The organism is Bacillus halotolerans (assembly GCF_001517105.1).
Lineage (GTDB): Bacteria > Bacillota > Bacilli > Bacillales > Bacillaceae > Bacillus > Bacillus halotolerans.
Window position 1 is genome coordinate 13,765 of sequence record NZ_LPVF01000013.1, and the last position, 17,620, is coordinate 31,384.

Sequence of the window (17,620 nt, forward strand, 5' to 3'; positions counted from 1 at the left end):
TTCCTTACTGTACTACCGCTTGTTTTTGTCCCGCCGGCGCTTTTTTCTGCTTTGGTTTCGTATTGGCTTCAAACGCGTACATGACGGCTTCTTCCTCAGATAAGCCCGCAGCTTTTTGCTCTTCGATGCTCGCAAGCATTTGTTTATAGTTTTTCGGAATCACTTTAATGAATGTTTTCACGCTGTCTTCCCACTGTACAAGCAGGTCTGCTGCTTTTTGGCTGTTTGTATATGCAGCATGCTTTTCAAGCATTGCTTTAACTTGCTGAATTTCTTTTTCATCTTCTAATGACTCAAATAAAATCATTTCAAGGTTGCATTTGCGTTTAAATGCTTTTACATCTTCGGCCAATACATACGCGATTCCGCCGGACATACCAGCCGCGAAGTTTTTGCCGACATCACCCAGTACGACAACACTTCCGCCTGTCATGTATTCACAGCCGTGATCACCGATGCCTTCAACAACAACATTCACACCGCTGTTCCGAACGGCAAAGCGTTCACCTGCACGGCCGTTAATATATGCTTCTCCGCTCGTCGCGCCATAGAATGCTACGTTGCCGATAATTACATTATCATGTGATTCGGAGTTGAATCCTTCCGGTGATTTGACAATGATTTTTCCGCCAGACAGACCTTTTCCGACGTAGTCATTTGAATCTCCGTCTAAATAAAGCGTCATGCCTTTTGGAACGAACGCTCCAAAGCTTTGGCCGGCTGATCCTGTGAATTGCAGCTTAATCGTATCTTCCGGAAGTCCTTCTTCGCCGTAACGTTTCGAAATTTCACTGCCTGTTACAGTGCCTGCTACACGGTTTGTGTTATTGATTTCGACTGAAATATCAGCTTCTTTTCCCGATTCGATGGCATCTTTTACAGCAGGAAGAATCGTTGTGATATCGAGCGATTGATCAATTTTATGGTTTTGCGGCGTTTGGAATGTCCGTACGCCTTCCGGCTGATAAAGAAGTGTGGACAAATCAAGCTGGCTCGCTTTCCAATGCGCCTTTGCCCGCTCACTCACGTTAAGTGCGTCAGTGCGGCCGATCATTTCATCGAAAGTTTTAAAACCTAATGCAGCCATGTATTCACGGACTTCTTCAGCAATAAACAACATGTAGTTCACAATATGATCAGGATCTCCCATGAACTTTTTGCGAAGTTCAGGATTTTGAGTCGCTACCCCGACAGGACATGTATCCAAATGGCAGGCGCGCATCATAACACAGCCGAGAACAACTAACGGAGCAGTTGCGAAACCGAATTCTTCAGCGCCGAGCAATGCGGCCATGACGACGTCCCGGCCTGTCATAAGCTTTCCGTCTGTTTCTAATACAACACGATCACGGAGTCCGTTCAGCATTAAGGTTTGGTGCGCTTCTGCAAGGCCAAGCTCCCACGGAAGCCCTGTATGTTTAATGCTTGTTTTAGGTGAAGCACCTGTACCTCCGTCGTAACCGCTGATAACGATGACATCTGCAGTTGCTTTAGCAACACCCGCAGCGATCGTTCCGACACCAGCTTTTGAGACCAGCTTCACGCTGATTCTTGCATCACGGTTCGCATTTTTTAAATCGTGAATCAGCTGGGCTAAATCCTCGATTGAATAAATGTCATGGTGCGGAGGCGGTGAAATCAATCCGACCCCAGGTGTTGATCCGCGGACATCGGCAACCCAAGGATACACTTTATTGCCTGGCAGCTGTCCGCCTTCTCCCGGTTTTGCGCCTTGCGCCATTTTAATCTGCAGCTCATCGGCATTGACTAAGTAATGGCTCTTTACACCGAATCGTCCGGATGCAATTTGTTTGATCGCGCTTCTTCTGTCATCGCCGTTTTCATCAGGCACAAAGCGTTTTGGATCTTCTCCGCCTTCACCGCTGTTGCTTTTTCCGCCCAGGCGGTTCATCGCAATCGCTAATGCTTCGTGGGCTTCCTTGCTTAATGATCCAAATGACATCGCACCTGTTTTAAAACGTTTGACAATCGATTCAGCAGATTCTACTTCCTCCACTTTTAGAGGCTTGCGGTTTTCCTCAAATGAGAACAAGTTTCGCAGAAATCCGATTCGTTCTTCATCTGCCGCTTTCGTATATTGTTTAAACAGATTGTAATCATTTCTGCGGCACGCCCATTGCAAGGTGTGAATCGTTTTCGGGTTAAATGCGTGATGCTCTCCGCCGTTTCTCCATTGGAAGTCACTTCCCGGTTCAAGCGTTTTGCTGTAGTCATCTTTATACGCTTCCTGGTGGCGGCGCTGCGCCTCTTCGGCAATGGTATTTAAGTCAATGCCGCCGAGCTGTGATGCTGTTCCCGTAAAATAACGGTCAATCACGTCACGGCTGATTCCTACCGCTTCAAAGATTTGGGCGCCCCTGTAGCTCTGTACAGTAGAAATCCCCATCTTCGACATCACTTTTACGACACCTTCGGTAATGCTTTTTCCATACTTGCTGACCGCTTCTTCATAGCTGATATCCAAACGGCCTTCATCAATTTCCTGCTTGTAGGTCGCATATGCCAGATAAGGATTGACAGCGTCGGCTCCATAGCCGATTAGAGCTGCGAAGTGATGAACCTCACGTGCTTCTCCCGATTCAACGATAATGCTGACTTTCGTGCGCAATCCTTTTCGGATTAAATGCTGGTGCAGTGCGCTGACTGCTAACAGCGGCGGAATTGGCGTTAACTGCTCATTCATTGCTCTATCGGACAAAATCAAAAGACTGACGCCTTGGCTGATTGCTTTCTCAGCTTGGGTGAACATGTCTTTTAACCCGCGTTCAAGATCTTCTGAAAACAGCACATTCATTTTTTGGCTTCTTAAATCAGGATGGACGATGGTTTTCAGCGCATAAAACTGCTCATTGGATAACACGGGTGTATACAGCTTGATTCGGCGGACGTTCCGTTCATTCGGATGAAGGAGATCGCCTTCTGCTCCGAGCCAAGTCATTGTTGAAGTCACGAGCTGCTCGCGAATCGCGTCAATCGGCGGGTTGGTAACCTGTGCAAACAATTGCTTAAAATAGTTAAACAGCGATTGCGGGCGATCAGACAAAACAGCAAGCGGCGAATCGTTCCCCATTGAGCCCAGAGGATCTTTTCCTTCTTTAATAACAGGAATTAAATATTTTTGAATATCCTCATATGTGTACCCAAACGCTTTCTGACGCGTAAGAAGATCCGTGAACTGCTCTTCCTCTCTTGTTTCCGGATCAGGATTCACTTGCACAAGCTCTTCCTCAAGCCATTTTTGGTACGGATATTCAGTTGCGATTTGTGTTTTTACTTCTTCATCAGAAATAATGCGGCCTTCTTCCAAGTCAATTAAAAGCATTTTTCCTGGTTCAAGGCGGTTTTTATATAAAACGTTTTCCTGTTCAACCTCAATAACGCCGACCTCAGATGAGAAAATAATATAATCATCTTTTGTCACATAATAACGGGCCGGACGTAAACCATTTCGGTCGAGTATTGCGCCGATTTGTTTTCCGTCAGTAAATGAAATGGCCGTCGGACCGTCCCAAGGCTCCATTAATGAGCTGTGATACTCATAAAACGCTCTTTTTTCTTTAGACATGTGCGTATTTTCTGTCCATGGCTCAGGAATCAGCATCATCGCCGTATGTGCCGGCTTGCGTCCCGCCATAACGAAAAACTCAAATGCGTTATCTAAAATGGAAGAGTCACTGCCGTCAGCATTCAGAATTGGAAGAATTTTATTAAGATCCTCACCAAAACTTTCAGACACAAATTGCTGTTCGCGTGCTCTCATCCAGTTGATATTTCCTCGAAGGGTGTTAATCTCACCATTGTGAACCAAATAACGGTTTGGGTGTGCTCTTTCCCATGTAGGGAAGGTATTAGTGCTGAAGCGTGAATGAACTAGTGCAAAAGCGGATACGAATGCCTCATCTTGCAGATCGGAATAAAACGCATCAACCTGTTCAGGTGTTAAAAGGCCTTTATAAACAATAGTTTGGCTTGAAAGACTGGCAAAATAAAAATCTAGACCTTCCGTTACTCCCCAGTTTTCAGCCTGTTTACGAATGACATACAATTTTCGCTCAAAGGACAAATCATCCTTCAGGTCAGAACTTGCGCCAATGAATACTTGACGGACAAACGGACAGCTTTTTTGTGCTACTGTTCCGATTTTTCCGACATTTATAGGTACAGTTCTCCATCCAAGCACAACTTGGCCTTCCTGTTCAATCAGTGCATTGATTTGCTTTTCGATTTTTTTTCTTTCATCTTCCTTCTGCGAGAAAAAGACCATTCCTACCCCGTAACGTCCTTTTTCCGGCAGATTGATGTCTTTGCACTCTTTCTTAAAGAAAGCATCAGGGATTTGAACCAGTAAGCCGGCGCCGTCTCCCGTATCCGGATCACTGCCTTGACCTCCTCTGTGGTCGAGCTGGCAAAGCATCTGCAGCCCCTGTTTGACGATGTCATGTGTCGCCTTGCCTTTTAAGTGCGCATATAGGCCGATTCCGCATGCATCATGTTCAAATTCAGGACGGTAGAGACCTTGAGCTTTTGGCATTTGATTGTAAGTCATAATTCCTCTCCCCCGATCAGTTTCCGATAATACCGGTCATAAAATCTAACAACTCTAATATTATTGTAGGTTTTCAAAACGATATAAACAATATATAATTTAGATCAAAAGAATCTCAAAATGAGATAGATGGATGTGAGACTTACATGGAGCTGCGCCAACTGCGTTATTTTATGGAGGTTGCTGAACGTGAACACGTTTCAGAAGCCGCTGATTATCTGCATGTGGCCCAATCAGCAATCAGCAGACAAATTGCAAACCTTGAAGAAGAATTAAATGTTACTTTATTTGAGCGTGAAGGGAGAAATATCAAACTCACTCCGATTGGAAAAGAATTTTTAATTCATGTCAAAACAGCGATGAAAGCCATCGATTATGCAAAAGAACAAATTGATGAGTACCTTGACCCGCATCGCGGAACCGTAAAAATCGGCTTTCCTACAAGCCTCGCCAGTCAGCTTCTGCCGACTGTCGTTTCGGCATTTAAAGAAGAATATCCGCACGTAGAGTTTTTGCTGCGCCAAGGCTCTTATAAGTTTCTGATTGAAGCTGTCAGAAACCGCGATATCGATTTAGCGTTATTAGGCCCGGTGCCGACGAATTTTCCAGACATAGCAGGACATATTTTATTCACGGAAAAAATTTACGCGCTTGTACCTTTAAATCATCCGCTCGCCAAACAAAAAACGGTCCATTTAATCGATTTGCGCAACGATCAATTTGTGTTGTTTCCGGAAGGATTTGTGCTCAGAAAAATGGCGATTGACTCTTGCAAACAAGCCGGGTTTGCCCCTCTTGTCTCTACGGAGGGTGAGGATTTGGACGCTATCAAAGGATTGGTGTCCGCAGGTATGGGTGTCACCCTTCTGCCGGAGAGCACTTTTGCGGAAACGACACCCCGATTTACTGTGAAAATTCCAATTGAGTTTCCTCAAGTGAAACGGACTGTCGGGATTATTAAGCCGAAAAACAGAGAGCTTGCACCGTCAGCGCAGGATTTTTATGAGTTTGTCATACAGTTTTTCTCGAAATTGGAACAGTATCAATAAAAAAGAACCCGAGCTTCTCTGGAGAAGTTCGGGTTTTTTGTTCCCGTGTATTTCTTCTATTTAATATACAGGCAAAGATAAATCCACATGGCATACAAACGCTTCTGGATCAATCACAGCTTTGTTTTTCATGCCTTTATTTTTTTCGGGTGTCTCAAGCTGCAAGGAAGAATAATTGACGATCCCGAGGCCGATGTCTTCACCATGAGAATCAGTCAGGCGGACAACAGCGCCGCTTTTAAATTTTCCTTTAATTTCCCTTACACCATCTGGGTATATATGCGATTGACCGTCAGCTATTTGGCCGGAACAGTCATCTGATAACACAATTTCACCTTCTGGTCCGGAATTAAAAGCGATCCACTGCTCTTTTTGATTCAACGGAAGCGTTCCCTCAGCTTCAAAATAGGTGCCTTCCGCCTCTCCATGAACAGCTTGATATAATATATCTGCAGCGTCTGCCTGGCCAAGAAATCCTTTTATGCCGGATGCCATCACAATTTTAAACGCATCCAGTTTGGACCGCATGCCTCCGGTGCCGACTTCGCTGTCTGTATCGCCTGCACACGCTTCAATTTCCGGTGTAATCTCACTGACTCGCTGCACCCTTTTCGCTTTTGGATTATTTCGCGGATTGCCGTCATATAAACCGTCGATATCCGATAAAATCACAAGAAGATCCGCATCGATTAATCCGGCGACTTTGGCCGCGAGTGTATCATTATCGCCAAACTTAAGCCGATTGACGGTCACTGTGTCATTTTCGTTAATTATCGGGATAATACCGCGTTCGAGCAGTACATTCATTGTGTTCCGAACATTGTGATATCGATATTCATCAGAAAAGTCGCTTCTTGTGATTAAAATTTGAGAAGCCACATAACCGTGCGCCAAAAACAGCTTTGAATAAGCCTCCATCAGCAACCCTTGACCGATTGAAGCAGACGCTTGTTTTTCAGGCAGATTTTCTGGTCGCTGAAGAAATCCGAGCTTGCGATATCCTGCTGCTACTGCGCCGGAAGAAACCAGGATGACTTCATATCCGGCGTCTTTTAGTTTGGCGACCTGGTCCACTAAAGCTTCCAGTTTGCGAATGCTGATTTCCCCATGAAGACTTGTCAATGAACTGCTGCCGATCTTCACGACAACTCTTTTCATTTCTGTTTCAGACGTCACTTTATCACTCCTGTTTTATAGCGGTGCCGCTGTTTTTTCGATATCATCGCTGATTTCCTTTGAACGCTTAGCCGCATGTTTAATGGCTTGAGAAATGGCTTCTCCTCCGCCGCTCTTCTTCAAGGCCTGTAATCCGGCAGCAGTCGTTCCATTTGGCGAGGTGATATTATCTCTCAGCACCTCAGGCTGTTCTCCTGTCTCCATCAGCATTTTTGCAGCACCCAAGAGTGTCTGTGCACCGATGCTTCGTGATAAATGTTTATCAAGGCCCGCTTCCTCGCCTGTTTTTTCGATGAATTCCATTAAATAATAAAAATACGCAGGGCCGCTGCCGGCAATTCCCGTGAAAATGTCCATTTGATTTTCCTGGATTGTATACACTTCACCCATGCAGCCGAGCAAAGCCGCCGTCAGTTTTTCTAAATCATCTGTCACATGCCTGCCAAGTGCGATGGCAGTTGCAGAAGCGCCGATCATACTTGATGTGTTAGGCATTACTCTGACAACCGGCTGTTGATTATGCAATGATTGTTCAATATAAGAGGTGGTTATGCCGGCTAGCACCGACAAAATTAATTGATGGGGTTGGATGCGTGTTTTTAATGATGACAGAGCGCTTTCGGCATCTTTTGGCTTCATCGCCAAAATGAGCACATCCATGTCTTCAATACATAAGTGATCCGGCGCCACGCCTTTGATTCCATATTGAAGTTCAAGCTCAGCTAATCGCTCTGTATTGCTACGGTTTGTAACGCAGATGTTTTGTTTTGGGATTTTATTGGCACGAACGATACCTGATATCATTCCTTCCGCCATAGATCCGGCTCCGATAAAAGCTACTTTATTTTGATCAAAGATCGGTAACATCTCCTTTGTTCGCTTTTTTGTTCGTATTTTCACACGTTTAAAATGTTACCACGTGAGGAAATGATGTCAAGTTTGAAGGTCACTATTGATTTGTATTGTTTCATTTCGACAAATATGTATAATGAAAAACAGAAAACACCCGATACACGTGACTATGCCGGGTGTTTTCTATGTTAAAAATTATCTGACAGTGCTTTTTCAATCAGTTTCTTGCAGCGATCCAGCTCTACTTTCAGCTGTTTTTTATACAGCTTGGCTGCCTCGTAATCTTTAAACTGATAGAGGACCACTTCTTGGAGCTTAGCCCCTTCTTTCTTTACTTTGATTTGTTTTAATATCCCATCATCAAGAAGCTCATGCAAAGACCGGTAAACCTCTGTATGGTTTGGTTTAAAACCAATCTCTTTAAATTCTGATCGAAGCACTTCCAGAAGCTTTAACCCGTAAAGTCTTTTCTGCTCAGTCATGGTAATCATATAAAGCTTCAAAAACGCGCGCTGCTTGACTAAAAATCCAGTGGAACTTCTTTTTTCTTCTTTCATCGGTCTGCACCCCTTCTCTGTAAACTGAGAACACCATGTACTAAATATTCAATTTTTTCCTGTTGTTCTCCTTCTTCTATTAATAACATGATAATCAAGTTATTTTGTGTTTGATGTTTGTATGGGTGGAGGGAATAAAAAAGATAAAATGAACATTTGGTACATAGTTTGTTTGGTTCATTATAACTTGTTTTCACTATGATCTTCAATTTAAAACTATTGTCCGGTTTACATTTTCTTCAATATATGTCCATTGAATTGAAAAACAGCCTTTGATAACGTATCGATAAAGGAGATGATAAAATGACAAAGCAAACAGCGTGCCCTGCCAAAGAAGAACGTTACGCCAACTTAATTCCCATGAAAGAATTAAAATTCGAAAAGGATCGTCTTTTCCCCTTCCCGATTTATGAAAAGCTTCGGAAATCGTCTCCTGTCCGCTATGACAAACAGCGTGATTGCTGGGATGTTTTTAAGTATGATGACGTTCAATTCGTCCTGAAAAATCCCAAACTTTTTTCATCCAAACGCGGCATACAGGCAGAAAGCATTTTAACAATGGACCCTCCGAAACATACCAAATTACGTGCACTCGTCAACAAATCGTTTACTCCAAAGGCAGTGAAACAAATCGAAACTCGCATAAAAGACGTTACAGCATTCCTCTTACAGGAGGCGCGGCAAAAAGACACAATCGATATGATAGATGATATAGCAGGCCCCCTTCCTGTTATTATCATTGCTGAAATGCTTGGAGCACCGATTGAAGACCGGCACATCATCAAAACATACTCCGACGTGCTCGTTGCCGGAGCGAAGGACAGTTCAGACAAATCTGTCGCTGACATGGTTCAAAAACGCCGGGACGGCTACGCTTTCTTAAGTAACTATTTTAGAGACATTCTATTAAAACGACGAGCCCATCCAAAAGAAGATTTGATTACGATGCTTTTGCAGTCAGAGGTCGATGGAGAATATCTAACAGAAGAGCAGCTGCTCGGTTTTTGCATTCTACTTCTTGTCGCGGGAAACGAAACGACTACTAATTTGATCGCGAATGCTGTTCGCTATATCACGGAAGACACAGCCATGCAACAACAGATAAGACAGAATACAGACTATGTGCCTAATATAATAGAAGAAACGCTCCGCTATTATCCGCCTGTTCAAGCCATCGGACGAGTTGCAGCAGAAGATATAGCGCTTGGCGGAGCATTTATAAAGAAAGGATCTTCCGTTATCAGCTGGGTCGCGTCAGCCAATCGGGATGAAGCAAAATTTTCTGAACCTGATCGTTTTATCATTAACCGCCCCTCCTACCCCCATCTCAGCTTTGGGTTCGGAATTCACTTTTGCCTCGGCGCACCATTGGCCAGGCTCGAAGCAAAAATCGCTCTTTCCTCCCTCTTGTCTATGTCAGCTTATATTAAACAAGCTGATGATGAACAGAAACTCGAAGCGGTACCAAGTCCTTTCGTGTTTGGTGTTAAACATTTACCTGTGCGGATTGAATTCAAATAAAAAAAGCCTGTCGCTAGACAGGCTTTCGTTTTACGGATTTGTTGACCACAATCCAGCAGATTTAATGAAAATACGCGGATCTAACTTCAATTGAGCTACCATATATTCAGCAAGATCCTCAGGCTGCATAACCTTTTCAGGATTACCGTCTGTCAGGTTCAGTTCAATCGACATATCACTTGCGACAGTGCTCGGCGTTAACGCGCTGACTCTGATATTATGCTTTCTCACTTCTTGCATGAGAGATTCTGTTAACCCAAGAACGGCAAATTTGGATGCGCTGTAAGCGCTCGTGACAGCTGCTCCTCTTTGGCCGGCTGTAGAAGAAATATTAATAATGTCACCAGCTTTGCGTTCAATCATTTCAGGAAGCACCGCACGAGTAACATGGTATACACCCATTAGGTTCACTTGAATGATATTTTCCCACTCATCAGCGGATAGATCTAAGAATCCGCCAAATTTGCTGATTCCCGCATTGTTAATGAGAATATCAATCTCGCCTAGCTCCTCTTTAATAGAAGCCACAGCTTGATCAACATGCGCCGCATCCTTTACATCCGCAGCGGCAAACGCAGCTTTCACACCAAGTGCTTTTACTTCTTCTGCGACTTTCTCAACATTGGCGGCAGTTCGTCCGATTAAACCGATATTTACGCCTTCTTTCGCAAGCGCAAGAGCTGTCGCGCGTCCAATCCCTCTGCCTCCGCCTGTGATAAGAGCAGTTTTATTTTGTAAACTTTGCAATTGAAGCACCCTTTCTTTGTTTACATATGTACGATAACACATTATAAGCACAAGAAAACCAATACGCAAATGATATGAACTGCGCAACTATCATTTCACCTGCTTAAAATAGGCGAAATAGGGTATGACATTAGAAAAGGGGTGAACATATGGTTATCGTTTATATCAGTATCGCAGTAATAGCCATTTCAATCATTTACTTAGGGATAAATGTGATTCAAAACAAGAAGAAAATAGATCCCGCCATGAAGGAACTCACTGCAGTTACGCAATCCATGCAAAAACAAGTTGAAATGGTAAAAACGGAAGCACAGCAGCTGTCTCAAAAACAAAAAATGATTCAGTACGATGTTGAAATGAAAAAAACCGCGTTGCAGCAGACTGCTGCTGAAGTGAAAGAAGCCCCTCAAGCAGTTAAAGAGGTGTGGCACGCAGGACATTTGAATAGAGGTTAAATATGAATGATATCCCGTTGTAACGTTTAAAATGGACAATGGGATATCATTTTTAGGGAGGTTCGCACATGATTGAAAACCGCAGCGGTTTAGCATCATTTGCAGAGAAACTAAATACTCTTCCGGTATCAAAACCGCTTTCGAAAACGGATTTGCTTACTTCCCCATTTCGCATACACCAAGAAAACGCGCTTGAAATGTACTATTCACCTCATAATGAATATATCAATCAAGATGCTTCGATTGTGATTTCAGGCATAACGCCGGGTTTTTCACAGATGAAAACAGCTTATGAAACAGCTGCAGAAAGCTTGCGCAAAGGCCGATCTCTAGAACAGATAGCTTTAGACACCAAAAAAGCGGCAGGACTTTCTGGAACTATGAGAGATAACCTGATTGCGATGCTGGATCAATGCGGGCTGCCGCAGGTTTTAGGCATTCAAAGCACCGCACAGCTTTTCGGCGACTTGCGCCATATGCTTCACACCACTTCTGTTATCAAATACCCTGTTTTCATTCAGCAGAAAAACTATACAGGACATCGTCCGGCTATCCCCCGCTCATCTATGCTAAGCACTTATGCATATAAGCATTTTCCCGCTGAACTTGAAAAGCTATCGGGCCCTGCTCTTCTTATCCCGCTAGGCAAAGCAGCCGAAACAGTCTGTGAAACACTGATCAGGGAAAACGGCAAATGGCGGCTGACCTGCCTACACGGCTTCCCTCACCCATCAGGCGCGAACGGCCATCGAATGAAACAATTTAAGAAAAACAAAGAGGAATTAGAAAAACAAATTCGCTCCTTTGCTTCATCAAATTCGATTTTGTTATAGAAAAGAGGAAATAAAAGGGATATGATAAACCTACATACATCATAAGGGAGGGATTGGGTGTTTCCTGTATTAGAAACCGACAGGCTTATTCTAAGAGAGTTGACAGAGAAAGATGCGGAAGCCATTTTTACTTGTTTTTCAAACCATGGCGTCACACGCTACTACGGACTTGATCCCTTTGAAAGTATAGATCAGGCAAAAACAATGATTCATCAGTTTGCCGACAATTATCAAGAAATGCGGGGAATACGATGGGGAATTGAAAGAAAAGACACCAAAGAACTCATCGGTACGATTGGCTTTCATGCTTTGGCCCCCAAGCATAAACGTGCAGAAATCGGTTATGAAATCAGCCCGGTGAATTGGCGAAACGGCTATGCATCAGAAGCCATTTTAGAAATTGTGTCTTTCGGCTTTGATATCCTTGAATTAACGAGAATCGGTGCAGTTGTTTTTATGGAAAATGAAGCGTCAAATCGTTTGCTGTTAAAAATGGGATTTGAAAAAGAAGGCGTATTAAAACAATATATGTACCAAAACGGTGTCCCTTATGATACAAATGTTTATTCTATGATAAAATCATGAAAATCAGAGAATGAGCAGAGATTCTAGCTGCTCTTCCCTAAGTCTCTCGTCTGTTTTCACTCCTCATGATTGCCTCTCAAAATATCATAGCCAAAATACTCACAGTAGTGGAAATCAAAAAGACCGCATTCCATCGCAGCATTGGCGAAGACGGAGCCTTGTCATATAAAATGTCCGGTTCTGTAGTCGTGCCAGCAATGCCATTTCATTCTTAAAAACTCCCTAATAAATAACTCCCTATAACGAAACAATAAAAAAGATGCATAGCGCTATATGCATCTAGTGACATCCATTAATAAATCCCTTTCTTCATCCTGCTTCTTGTCATAAAGCCACCAAAGAAATAAAATAATGCCGACCAAAGAAAGATATAAAAAAGCTGAAATTTGAATTCCTGCACTGTCTGCCCTATTTCTATCCCATGGATAAAAGTCATGAATGCTTTTTGCGGCAGAATCGCACATAGTGCATCTAAGACGGGAAGATTAGTCGTAAAAGAAATAAAACAGCCCGACAATACAGACGTAACCACACTGATTCCGCTCGTCACCAAGCTTAAGTTTCGATCCATAACTGAGGACATAAAAATAGCGAATGACGCTGCAAGCACTGCGAGAACAGCCAGCAGTTCAGCAAGAATGTCCAAGCGAAAGCCAATATCCACCTGAAATAATATTGTTGTCATCACAATGGCCAGATAGGTTGGTATGTATAGACATAAAAATGTAAAGATAAACTGAACACTCAGGTATTTGTTCTCGTTTACGGGTGACACTAAAATCCGCCTGAAGGTTTTAAGCATGCGGTCTTCAGGATACAAGGCAGTGAGCGCGACACCTTGCATAAAAACAAGCATCACGATAAAACCTAAGATATTTGTGCCTGTCCCTCTTTCAGTCCTTATTTTATCCTCTCCTTTATAGCTGTTCGGCATTTTCCCAGTCTCAAAAAGCTCCCGAATCATTTTTTTATCCGCTTCACTTTTCAAAGTGGTTACCTTGTAGTCTTGATGATTTTTTTCTACGACTGCTGCATATTTTCCTAACACAAGATCAGAAAACCTCGGCTTTTGATGGACCATAACCACTCGAAAGGCAGGATCTTTGGGGAGATTTTTCATTTCATCCTGCTCCGTGACAAATGCAATGGTTTCTTTTAAGACCGGTTTACCGGAAAAAAGAATCGCTGTTCCAACCATCAGCGGAATGATAATCACTGCAATGATGATAACGGCTTTCTTCGCCAGTATTCGTTCCCACCTATTTCGGAATAGATTCAGCATACATATCCCTCCGGCTTAAAAACAACATGGGAAACGGCAATACAAACGATTGAAGCCAAGAGAAGAATGGATACCACAGGCAGCAAAATGCTGAAATCATGATCATAAATAAGGCGAAATGAGCATTCCGCTACCCATTTAACCGGAGAAAATACGGAAATTTCATTTACGGTATCTCCAAATCTATGAATTCCGAAAAAAACGCCTCCAAAGAAAACAAAAAAAGCAACTGGAATTTGCATGATACTATTCGCCTGTTCTTCATTTTTGAAAATGCAGCAAAACATGATGCCGAAACAGCAGCCAAAGAACAAAAAGACATGCAGTAAAAGCAAGATATACGGAAGGTCTTCTCCGCCAAAGTTCAATTTAAAAATCGTTTGGGCCGTCCATACATTCATGCTGTACAATATCACACTGAATATGTAAGTTGATAGTAATTTTGAAAGATAAATACTTGTTTTCGAAACGGGTGCGTATACAAGGCGGATGTTTCCACTCTTCACCTTTTCTTCCATAAATGTGTTGGACGCGGTCATTGCGATCAGAGCCGCTGAGAAAATTATCATATTCACCCCGTAATAATCGTATGAACTGATACCATCTGCCCCAAAGCTGTTTTTTGTGACAAAACCCATGATCACAATAAGAATGAAAGGAAAAATCGTATTAGCTAAAACGAGAACCGGATTCCTTAAAATATTCATAAAATCAAATGTCATTACTTTTATCAAACTCATGTTGCCTCTCCTAATCTCTTAAATTTCTTCCCGTCAGCTCCAAAAATACCGTTTCTAATGATGCCTCTTGACTGCTCATATGCAGAATGCTGCATCCTTGAACACTTAATTCTGCTATGATTTCACCTAGGAGATCTTGGCTCTTTCGGACTGTAACTTTCAATTCACCCTCTATGGAGTGTGCTTTTATAACCCCTTCTATATCCATCAGAATGTTTTTGTTTAATTTATCTGCATTCGCCAGCTGAAAAGAGTAAGTCATTTCTTTATTTACTTTTTTGTACAATTCATCTTTCGTCCCGTTAGCAATGATTTTTCCCTCATTCATAATCATAATCCGATCAGCAATAGCCTCCGCTTCTTCCATATAATGAGTTGAGTAAATGATGCTCGCTCCTTTTTCTTTCAGCAATTTAATAGACTCCAATATGTGGTTTCTTGATTGAGGGTCTATCCCAACAGTCGGCTCATCCATAATAATCAGTTTCGGCTGATGGGCAATAGCACAGGCAATGTTTAGTCTCCTTTTCATCCCGCCTGAAAAAGTCTTAGGCTTATCATCTTTACGATCATATAGCTGTACAAGCTCCAAGGCTTCCTTAACCCGGGCTTTCAGCTCTTTTCCTTTAAGAGAATATAGACTGGCAAAAAAGCGAACATTTTGCTCAGCAGATATATCCTCATAGATGGCGATATCTTGAGGGACGATTCCGATGCCCTTTTTCATTTTCTTTGCGCTGTTTTTTACATTATGGCCCAATATCGTAACATTTCCGGAAGTGGCCGACAGTACTCCGGATAAAATATGAATCGTTGTGCTTTTTCCTGCTCCGTTTGGGCCAAGAAGCCCAAGGACTTCACTCTCCTTTACTTCAAATGAAATGCCGTCTACTGCAGTTTTGTTCGTGTACTGCTTTTTCAAATTTTCTATTAATGCCACGCTGTTCATACGTATCTCCTTTTTACATTCTCCGTTTTGCGAACTCCTGAAGTATTTTTATTTTCAGATCATCACGTTCTTGTTCAATTTCAAAGTCACGAGCTTCTTCTTCGAAACCATCCTGCTCTTCTCCGTCAAAACTGTATAGCTTTTTCAATAAATTCCACAGTGTCTCTAATTCTTCCGTCGAAAACCCCTGAAAAATATCTGCCATAAAGTACACAGCTTTTTCACCGCACTCCTCTAAAACGCGTTTTCCAGAATCGGTAATTTTCACATTAACCGCACGCTTGTCACGTTTACTTGGCACAGTAACGGCATATCCTCTGTTTTCAATACTGCTGACAAGCCTGTTTATGTTCTGTTTCGACGTACCTAATTTTTTGGCAATGTTGTTGAAAGTGGTTTCTTCTTCCGGTAAATGCAGTATGGAGACCATCGTCATAAATTGCCTAGTCGTTAAGCTCTCATAGTACTCATCACCTCGTGATTGAATTTTGTTTAAAACAGAAAAAAGTGTAGCGTAAGACTGCTGCATTAAAAATAAATCTTTTAGTTCTTTAGAAAAGTTCATTATAATCCTCCCAAAAAGACAATTTGTTGTCTATATCATCATAGCACTTTGTTTCAATTTGTCAACATATTGTCTATTTCATTTCAAAAAACTAACATCCTCGTTTGCAAAACATACACATATTGATCAATATGAAAAAGGTATATCATGGCTCGGCAACGTATAGTTGATGAAGAAAAAGCATTGAAATCAGCCTTTTTTTTGAAGATCTAATTGAAGAGAAATACGGAGACCCTTAAATCGTCCTACAATGGTTGAGCCGTGCCCTGCAAAGATACACTTAAAAAAGGCATACAATCATGAGAGTTAAAAAGCGATATTCATGCAGAATGATCGCCCAAACTATTTATTGAGCGGACTCCTAATGATGAAGTCCCATCCAGAACAATGATTTGCGCGGCACTCTGTAACTGAAACCATTGCTGAAAAAAATCATAAAAAGCGCCCTCTTTCAGGGGCGCTTTTCATCAGGATGCATATTGAGGAGAAGTCTCTTTCTGTACTTCTTTTTCTTCAGGTAGCTTAATACATTTCGTCATGACTGCACTCGCAAGATAAAGCACCGCAAAAATCCAGACAACGCCTTGTGCACCGACGAGTCCGATGAACATCCAAGCTAAAGCAGGTCCGACAAATGCCGATAAGCCGGCTGCCAGGTTCAAAACGGACATGGCGGCTCCTTTGTCTTTTCCGGCAACTGTCGGCACGATCGCACCAATCGGCACGTAGCCTGCCAGCAAGCCGCCCCAGATAAAGCCGATGATGCTCACAACCGCCATATTCCCGCCTGAAAAAACAGGCGCATAGTATAATAAAACAGTGAAAATGCCGCAGCCGACTCCTCCAAACCAAATGACGGTGTTTTTCCATCCAAATTTATCACCGACAATTCCAAAAATGAGATTAAATACAATGTTGCCCAGAAAAATCGTTCCCCAAATCTGCAGCCACACATTAGTTGAAATGCCGTGCTGAGCCATGTGCATCGGCAAAAACACAGGGAAACCATATGTGCCGATGCTGTTGATGATTCTAATCATTCCTCCTGTCAGCACCCGCGGATTGGTAACAAGAATGGTAACCCCTTTTAAAAGCTCCTCCGCCGTTTCTGATCGTTTTCTTTTCTTCTTTTCAAACCGGTCTTTATTAATAAACAACGCGAAGACTGCACCGAGGCATACCCAGAAAATAGAACTCCACAGCGTATTTAAATAACCAAACGTTTTAATTGCATAACTTGAATACCAAGCACCGAAAACAAACATGCCCAGACAATACGCAATCCAAAACCAGCCGACAGCTGTGCTGAGCCTGTTCTGCGGTGTTCTGTAGATGACCCATGTCAAGAAGGAGTAAGCAAAAAGCGGGTATCCTAAGCCTTTAATAAAGTAAGTCACATACATGACAGGCAGATTTAGCTGTTCAAATCCGAAGACGATAAAAGCAGCTGTACCGATCACATAAAACAACAACCCCATAAACATCGTCCGCTTTGCGCCAAATGCTTCCAGACATACACCCGAAAACCATGAAGCGATGGCCAGTGAAATGCCGTATATACTAAAAATCGAAGCGGATTGCTGAACGGTGAGCCCATTTTCAATCAGAAAAGGACTGAGCCATCCTTGTTCAAGACCGTCTCCCATCATAAACAGCACAACCCCTAAAAACCCCCATGCCAGCCGCTTCGGTATACCAATTTTATCTAACATATCTGTATCCTCCTTAGATGCTTATTTCAA

General features: G+C 42.6%; 15 protein-coding genes. 5 read left to right on the plus strand and 10 right to left on the minus strand.

Annotation, left to right across the window (positions count from 1 at the left end):
* Positions 1 to 4: 4 nt before the first annotated feature.
* Positions 5 to 4,567 carry a glutamate synthase large subunit gene (gene gltB / locus AU387_RS18085; protein WP_059336517.1) on the minus strand — a complete coding sequence of 1,521 codons (4,563 nt, stop codon included), beginning with the start codon at positions 4,565 to 4,567 and terminating at the stop codon, positions 5 to 7.
* 146 nt (positions 4,568 to 4,713) lie between these two features.
* On the opposite strand from gltB, the gene gltC reads away from it, so the two are divergent.
* Complete coding sequence (gltC, locus tag AU387_RS18090; RefSeq protein WP_044155665.1) at positions 4,714 to 5,616, plus strand: glutamate biosynthesis transcriptional regulator GltC; 903 nt, start codon at positions 4,714 to 4,716, stop codon at positions 5,614 to 5,616.
* Between the two features lie 60 nt (positions 5,617 to 5,676).
* On the opposite strand, the gene proB is transcribed toward gltC, so the two are convergent.
* From proB to rtp, 3 genes are all read right to left on the minus strand, one after another.
* A complete protein-coding gene (gene proB, locus AU387_RS18095; RefSeq protein WP_059336518.1) occupies positions 5,677 to 6,792 on the minus strand; it encodes a glutamate 5-kinase in 1,116 nt (371 codons plus the stop codon).
* Between the two features lie 15 nt (positions 6,793 to 6,807).
* Entirely contained in the window at positions 6,808 to 7,686 is an 879-nt protein-coding gene (gene proC / locus AU387_RS18100; RefSeq protein WP_082687969.1) for a pyrroline-5-carboxylate reductase, read from the minus strand.
* A 146-nt stretch (positions 7,687 to 7,832) separates the two neighbouring features.
* Positions 7,833 to 8,201: a replication termination protein gene (gene rtp / locus AU387_RS18105; RefSeq protein WP_010334473.1), complete on the minus strand. Its 369-nt coding sequence runs from the start codon at positions 8,199 to 8,201 to the stop codon at positions 7,833 to 7,835.
* 303 nt (positions 8,202 to 8,504) lie between these two features.
* Here rtp and AU387_RS18110 point away from each other — a divergent pair, with 303 nt between their 5' ends.
* A complete protein-coding gene (locus AU387_RS18110) occupies positions 8,505 to 9,722 on the plus strand; it encodes a cytochrome P450 (RefSeq protein WP_059336519.1) in 1,218 nt (405 codons plus the stop codon).
* Positions 9,723 to 9,752: 30 nt separating this feature from the next.
* On the opposite strand, the gene AU387_RS18115 is transcribed toward AU387_RS18110, so the two are convergent.
* Positions 9,753 to 10,469 carry a 3-ketoacyl-ACP reductase gene (locus AU387_RS18115; protein WP_059293344.1) on the minus strand — a complete coding sequence of 239 codons (717 nt, stop codon included), beginning with the start codon at positions 10,467 to 10,469 and terminating at the stop codon, positions 9,753 to 9,755.
* A 149-nt stretch (positions 10,470 to 10,618) separates the two neighbouring features.
* Here AU387_RS18115 and AU387_RS18120 point away from each other — a divergent pair, with 149 nt between their 5' ends.
* The 3 genes from AU387_RS18120 (at position 10,619) to AU387_RS18130 (ending at position 12,342) form a co-directional block, all read left to right on the plus strand.
* Complete coding sequence (locus AU387_RS18120) at positions 10,619 to 10,924, plus strand: DUF948 domain-containing protein (RefSeq protein WP_059336520.1); 306 nt, start codon at positions 10,619 to 10,621, stop codon at positions 10,922 to 10,924.
* Between the two features lie 68 nt (positions 10,925 to 10,992).
* Positions 10,993 to 11,757: a hypothetical protein gene (locus AU387_RS18125; protein ID WP_059336521.1), complete on the plus strand. Its 765-nt coding sequence runs from the start codon at positions 10,993 to 10,995 to the stop codon at positions 11,755 to 11,757.
* Positions 11,758 to 11,814: 57 nt separating this feature from the next.
* Entirely contained in the window at positions 11,815 to 12,342 is a 528-nt protein-coding gene (locus AU387_RS18130) for a GNAT family N-acetyltransferase (RefSeq protein WP_059336522.1), read from the plus strand.
* Positions 12,343 to 12,634: 292 nt separating this feature from the next.
* Here the strand turns inward: AU387_RS18130 and AU387_RS18135 are convergent, their stop codons facing one another.
* The 5 genes from AU387_RS18135 to AU387_RS18155 form a co-directional block, all read right to left on the minus strand.
* Positions 12,635 to 13,624: an ABC transporter permease gene (locus AU387_RS18135; protein ID WP_059336523.1), complete on the minus strand. Its 990-nt coding sequence runs from the start codon at positions 13,622 to 13,624 to the stop codon at positions 12,635 to 12,637.
* A complete protein-coding gene (locus tag AU387_RS18140) occupies positions 13,618 to 14,364 on the minus strand; it encodes an ABC transporter permease (protein ID WP_059336524.1) in 747 nt (248 codons plus the stop codon). The genes AU387_RS18135 and AU387_RS18140 overlap by 7 nt, the downstream gene beginning before the upstream one ends.
* A gap of 10 nt (positions 14,365 to 14,374) precedes the next feature.
* On the minus strand, positions 14,375 to 15,313 hold the full coding sequence (locus tag AU387_RS18145; protein ID WP_059336525.1) for an ABC transporter ATP-binding protein: 939 nt from the start codon (positions 15,311 to 15,313) through the stop codon (positions 14,375 to 14,377).
* A gap of 13 nt (positions 15,314 to 15,326) precedes the next feature.
* Positions 15,327 to 15,878, minus strand: a complete 552-nt coding sequence (locus AU387_RS18150) for a MarR family winged helix-turn-helix transcriptional regulator (RefSeq protein ID WP_059336526.1) — start codon at positions 15,876 to 15,878, stop codon at positions 15,327 to 15,329.
* A gap of 467 nt (positions 15,879 to 16,345) precedes the next feature.
* Positions 16,346 to 17,590, minus strand: coding sequence for an MFS transporter (locus AU387_RS18155; RefSeq protein ID WP_059293231.1), 1,245 nt, complete (start codon positions 17,588 to 17,590; stop codon positions 16,346 to 16,348).
* Positions 17,591 to 17,620 lie beyond the last annotated feature (30 nt).